General features: G+C 42.3%; 1 pseudogene. It reads right to left on the bottom strand.

Features of this window, described 5'->3' with window-relative positions:
- Nucleotides 1-300, bottom strand: a pseudogene (locus tag C1E99_RS15070) (hypothetical protein); the annotation flags it as partial.

The following is a 300-nucleotide window of genomic DNA, read 5'->3' on the forward strand; positions in this document are numbered from 1 at the left end:
TGTCTGTAGTGCCAGAACGGTCATCAGTATTTACAGATGTTTGATTAGAAGTTGAAAGATTTGTTGGCTTGTTATTGTTGGTCGTACCATTGTCATCACTATTATTGACTGTTCCTGAGTCATCTGTCTGCTTGTCGCTTGGTTCTGGTTGAGTTGGTTCTTGTGCCTTTGTCACATCCAGTTGTACCAATAGCGGATCGTGGTCAGAAGCTCTGCCATGTTCTTCCATAAAGGCTGAATTGACATGGACCATATCAAAGGCATAGCGCTCCAACAAGTTAGTTGATACCAGCATATTGT

It is taken from the genome of Streptococcus suis (assembly GCF_002964045.1).
In the GTDB taxonomy this organism is placed as follows: domain Bacteria; phylum Bacillota; class Bacilli; order Lactobacillales; family Streptococcaceae; genus Streptococcus; species Streptococcus suis_U.